Annotated in this window: 5 protein-coding genes; 1 reads left to right on the top strand and 4 read right to left on the bottom strand. The window is 75.7% G+C overall.

The features are described from left to right. From DQW06_RS17995 to DQW06_RS17980, 4 genes are all read right to left on the bottom strand, one after another. Window positions 1–570 (bottom strand): histidine phosphatase family protein (locus DQW06_RS17995; RefSeq protein WP_117198958.1); only part of this gene is annotated, 570 nt, incomplete at its 3' end. Continuing rightward, window positions 567–1,328, bottom strand: a complete 762-nt coding sequence (locus tag DQW06_RS17990) for a zinc ribbon domain-containing protein (protein WP_013153921.1) — start codon at window positions 1,326–1,328, stop codon at window positions 567–569. The genes DQW06_RS17990 and DQW06_RS17995, both read right to left, overlap by 4 nt. 98 nt (window positions 1,329–1,426) lie before the next feature. Further along, a complete protein-coding gene (locus DQW06_RS17985; RefSeq protein WP_013153922.1) occupies window positions 1,427–2,290 on the bottom strand; it encodes a Nif3-like dinuclear metal center hexameric protein in 864 nt (287 codons plus the stop codon). Window positions 2,291–2,343: 53 nt separating this feature from the next. Beyond that, window positions 2,344–3,306: a YafY family protein gene (locus DQW06_RS17980; protein ID WP_041552779.1), complete on the bottom strand. Its 963-nt coding sequence runs from the start codon at window positions 3,304–3,306 to the stop codon at window positions 2,344–2,346. A gap of 62 nt (window positions 3,307–3,368) precedes the next feature. Here DQW06_RS17980 and DQW06_RS17975 point away from each other — a divergent pair, with 62 nt between their 5' ends. Continuing rightward, window positions 3,369–4,781 (top strand): FAD-binding oxidoreductase, encoded by a 1,413-nt coding sequence (locus tag DQW06_RS17975; RefSeq protein ID WP_013153924.1) that lies wholly within the window; start codon window positions 3,369–3,371, stop codon window positions 4,779–4,781. The last annotated feature ends 101 nt before the right edge of the window (window positions 4,782–4,882 follow it).

Here is a 4,882-nt window from a genome sequence, read left to right as displayed (position 1 = left end):
CAGGCACGCGGTGTCCAGGTGCATCCGGTACAGCGCCTCCAGCGGGGCGAGCAGGGCCTGCTGCACCAGCGCCTTGATGGGGGTCACGTGGGTGACCACCAGGACGGTGCGCCCCCGGTGCCGCTCGACCAGGGCCCGGCGGGCGGCGGCCACCCTGCGGGAGGCCGCGGCGAAGCTCTCCCCGCCGGGCGGCGCCGTCTCCGGGTCGGCCAGCCACCGGTCCACCGCGACCGGGGCCTGCGCCCGCGCCTCGGCGAACGTCATCCCCTCCCAGTCGCCGAAGTCGGTCTCGACGAACCCCTCGTCGATCTCCACCGGCAGCCCGAGCGCCTCGGCGGCGTGGGCCGCGGTGTCCCTGGTGCGGCGCAGCGGGGAGGACACCACCGCGTCGAACGGCCGCGGGGCCAGGCGGCGCGCGGCCGCCCTGGCCTGCGCGTGCCCGTCCTCGGTCAGCGGGATGTCGCCCCGGCCCGCGAAACGGCGCTCCACCGACAGCGGCGTCTGCCCGTGCCGCAGCAGGACCAGCCGGGTCGGCGCGGTGTCGGGCGGTGCCCCCCAGCCGGTGCTCACTGCTCGGTCCGGCCGCCCAGACCCGACTCCTCGGTGCGGACCAGGATGCGGCGGCAGTCCTCGCAGCGCACGACCTCGTCGGCGGCCTGGGCGCGGATCTCGTTGAGCTCGACGGTGCTCAGCGCGAGCTTGCAGCCCCCGCAGCGGCCGTAGCGCAGCGGCGCCGCGCCCACACCGCCGTACTGGGCGCGCATCTTGTCGTAGAGGGCGAGCAGGTCGGCGGGGATCTCCCCGGCCACGCGCTCGCGGTCCTGGGTGGTCCGGGTGCGGTCCCACTGGATCTCGGCGGCGGCGGTGTCGCGGCGGGCCACGACCTCGGTGTGCTCGGCCACGAGGCGCTCGCGCTCGGCGGTCAGGCGGGCCACCGTGGCGTTGAGCTCCTCGGCGCGCTCCATCACCTCCAGGACGATCTCCTCCAGCTCGGCCTGGCGGCGGCCCAGCGAGGTGATCTCCGACTGGAGGTTCTGGAGTTCCTTGGCGTTGGTGATCTGCCCGGACTCCAGGCGCTTGGCGTCCCGGTCGGCGCGCGTGCGCACCTGGTCGACGTCGCTCTCGGCCTTGCGCTGCTGGCGTTCGACGTCGGAGACCCCGGTCTGCGCGGTGATCAGCTCGCTGTCGATCTGGTCGACCCGCTCCTTGAGCCGGGCCGCCTCGGCGACCTCGGGCAGGGTGCGCGCCCGGTGGTCCAGGCGCTGGAGGTCGGTGTCCAGGTCCTGGAGGGTGAGGAGTCTGGCCTGTGCGGCGGGTTCGGCTTTCACGTGTGACGTCTCCTGTGATGGCTGGGGAGGGCGAGTACGCCGCCCGCGCTCTACTCTGTGCAGTTTGGTCGGCGACCCCGCGGGGCCCGTGGTCTCTCTCAGACGTGTGAGACGGCCTGTGACCAGGCGTCCGTGACCGTCGTCGAGACGCGGACCTCCACGTTAGCCCCATCCGGGCCGCCCGCGCGCCCGAGTGCGTCGACCAGGTGGCGCGCACCGTCGGCCAGCCAGGGCCACTCGCTGGCGAAGTGGGCGGTGTCGACCAGGGCGGGGCCGCCGGGGTCCTCCACGAACTCCGAGGCGGGGTGGTGGCGCAGGTCGGAGGTGACGAACACGTCCACGTCCGCGGCCCGGGCCGCACCGAGCAGGGAGTCCCCCGCTCCCCCGGACACCGCGACGGTGCTCACGAGGCGGTCCGGGTCCCCCGCGACGCGGATCCCGGCCGCGGTGGCGGGCAGCCCGCGGGCGACCTGCTCGGCGAACTCGCGCAGGAGCACCGGCCGGTCCAGGGCGCCGATCCGGCCGATGCCGCGGCGGCCCTCGGGGTCGGTGGCGTCGGGGTCCAGGGGCCGCAGCGGCCCGGTGAGTCCGACCGCGCGGGCCAGCGCGTCGGACACGCCGGGCGAGGCGGTGTCGGCGTTGGTGTGCGCGGTGTACAGGGCGGTCCCCGACCGGATGAGCCGGTGCACGATCCGACCCTTGGGGGTGTTGGCGGCCACGCTGGTGACACCGCGCAGCATCAGCGGGTGATGGGTGATGATCAGGTCTGCGCCCCAGGTCAGGGCCTCGTCGACGACCGCGTCGACCGGGTCGACGGCGAACAGCACCCGCGCGACCTGCTGCGCGGGGTCGCCCGCCACCAGCCCGACCGCGTCCCAGGAGGCGGCCCACGCGGGCGGATAGACCCGCTCGAAGGCGGCGGTCACGTCGGACAGGGTCGGGTGCGCGGAATCGGTGTTCACGGCCCCGACCCTAGCGCTCCCGCTGCCGGTCGCGGTCCACCGGCGGTCGCGGTTCAGGGAGGGGCCAGGCGCGCGCCGACCTCCCGCAGGCGCTCGACGACCCGGGGCGGGGCCTCCAGCGTGAAGGGGGCGCCGAGGGCCAGGGCCGCCGCCGTGTACTGGCACACCAGGTCGAGGGAGTCGGCGCTGATCCGGATGCGGCAGCGGTGGTCGTCCAGCGGTTCGACCCGGCCGGGCAGGGGGCCGTGGAAGCGGCTGTGGAAGTCCTCGGCGGACAGCTCCAGGGTCAGGTGCGCGGTGTGTCTGTAGACGCCCGCGGCGAAGAGTCGGGTGAGGAAGGCCGCCGGGTCGGGCGCGGGCAGCGGCCTCGGCTCGAACCGCCGGTGGGTGGGCCGCGGTCCGCTGACCCGGTCCACCCGGAAGGTGCGCCAGTCGTCGCGGTCGGTGTCGTGCGCGATCAGGTACCAGTGCCCGCCGTGGGAGACCAGGTGGTGCGGCTCGACCCGGCGCCCGCGGGCGTTGCCCTCCCGGTCGCGGTAGTCGAAGTCGGTGACGGCCAGGTCGCGGCAGGAGGAGGCCAGCGCCCCCAGGACGGCGGGGTCCACACCGGGGACGTCGGGGTGGGGCACCGCGCTGGTGGCGCCGCCCACGGCGGCCAGCCGAGGGCGCAGGCGGGCGGGCAGGACGCGTTCGAGTTTGGCCAGGGCGCGCAGCGCGCTGTCCTGGAACCCGGTGGCGGTGGCCAGGCCCAGGGCGATCGCGACGGCCTCCTCGTCCTCCAGCAGCAGCGGGGGCAGGTCGCGGCCCGAGGCCAGGCGGTAGCCGCCCGCAACCCCGGGCGTGCCCTCCACCTGGTAGTCGAGCCCGCGCAGCCGTTCGACGTCGCGGCGCAGGGTGCGGGCGCTGACGCCGAGCCGCTCGGTGAGCTCCGCGCCGCTCCACTCGCGCCGGACCTGGAGCAGGGACAGCAGCCGCAGCAGCCGCTGCGGCATCTCCCCGCGTACGGATCGGCCCATGAACGCAGACTGCCAGAGATCGCGGTCACGTTGTGACCGCATGGGTTCCTACGGTGGCCGACATGAACGAGAACAACGAGAACACGGGCATCAAGAGCACGATGGGCGACACGGACACGCTGCGGGACCTGACCCGACGGGTGAGCGGACCGGTGCACGCGCCCGGGACCGACGCCTACGAGGAGGCCCGCACGGGAATGCAGCTGCTGGACCGGCACCGTCCCGACGCCGTGGTGGAGCCGGTCCGCGCCCAGGACGTGCGCGCCGCCGTGGCCTGGGCCTCGGAACGGGGGCTGCGGGTGTCGGCCCAGCTCACCGGGCACGGGCTCGGCGCGGGTATGGCGGGCGGCGTCCTCCTCGCCACCCACCGCATGGACGGGGTGCGGGTGGACCCCGACCGCGGCACGGCGTGGGTGGAGGCCGGGGCCGCCTGGCAGACGGTGGTCGACGCGGCCGCCGAACACGGATTGGCGCCCCTGTCGGGCAGCTCCCCCGCCGTGGGCGCGGTCTCCTACACGCTCGGCGGCGGCGTGGGGCTGCTGGCCCGCCGGTACGGGTTCGCCGCCGACCACGTGCGGCGCGTGGACCTGGTCACCGCAGACGGCCGTCTGCGGCAGGTCACCGGGGACGACGACCCCGACCTGTTCTGGGCGGTGCGCGGCGGAGGCGCGGGCGCGTTCGGCGTGGTCACCGGAATGGAGATCGACCTGTTCCCGGTCCCGCGGATCTACGGCGGAAGCCTGCTCCTGGACGCCGGAGCCGAACCGGGGGCGCTGGAGGCCTGGCGGCGGTGGGCCGAGTCGGTGCCCGAGGAGATGACCTCGGGGGCCTCCGTGATGGTCTACCCGGACATGGAGGGCGTGCCCGAGCCGATGCGCGGCCGCCAGGTGGCCCAGGTGTCGGTGGCCTGGTCGGGCCCGATGGAGGAGGGGGCGAAGGTGGTGGAGCCGCTGCGCTCGGCCGCCCCGGTGCTGGCGGACACCCTGCGCGAGATGCCCTACGACGAGTCGGGCGCGGTCTTCGACGAGCACCAGGACCAGGCGGGGTTCCGCGGCCGCAGCGTGCTGGTGGACCGGCTGGACGGGAAGGCGCTGGCCGAGCTGACCCGGATGACGGGCGAGGCGCCGTTCTTCTGCGTGGTCTGGCTGCGCCACCTGGGCGGGGCGCTGGCCCGGGAGCCGCTGGTCGCCAACGCCGTCGGGCACCGGGACGCCGCCTACGCGCTGACGGTGCTGACCTTCGCCGAGACCGAGGACACCGGGGCGATGCGCGACCTGCGCGAGCGGGCCGCGGCGCTGTTCGGGCCGCACGCGGTGGGCCGCTCGTCCACGCTGGGCTTCGGGCCGATGGAGGAGGCCGAGGTCCGCGAGGTCTTCGACGAGGACGACCGCGCGCGGCTCGCCCAGGTCAAGGCCGCGTACGACCCGCGCGGGGTATTCCACTCCAACCGGCCGATCCCGCCCGGGGGCTGGTGACCGGGGCGCGACCCGCGCAGGGCCCGCCGCCGGGAGCGCACACCGCTTCCGGCGGCCCCGGTACGCCCCGCCCGCGACCGGGACGTGTGCGCCGACCGGGG

Source organism: Nocardiopsis sp. TNDT3 (assembly GCF_003427465.1).
Classification (GTDB): Bacteria; Actinomycetota; Actinomycetes; order Streptosporangiales; family Streptosporangiaceae; genus Nocardiopsis; species Nocardiopsis dassonvillei.
Note: the sequence above shows the minus strand (reverse complement) of the source record. Positions and strands in the feature narration are given on the sequence as shown.

Coding starts and splice junctions, on each gene's coding strand:
- DQW06_RS17980 (WP_041552779.1), bottom strand. CDS start 3,306: ATGGGCCGATCCGTACGCGGGGAGATGCCGCAGCGGCTGCTGCGGCTG.
- DQW06_RS17975 (WP_013153924.1), top strand. CDS start 3,369: ATGAACGAGAACAACGAGAACACGGGCATCAAGAGCACGATGGGCGAC.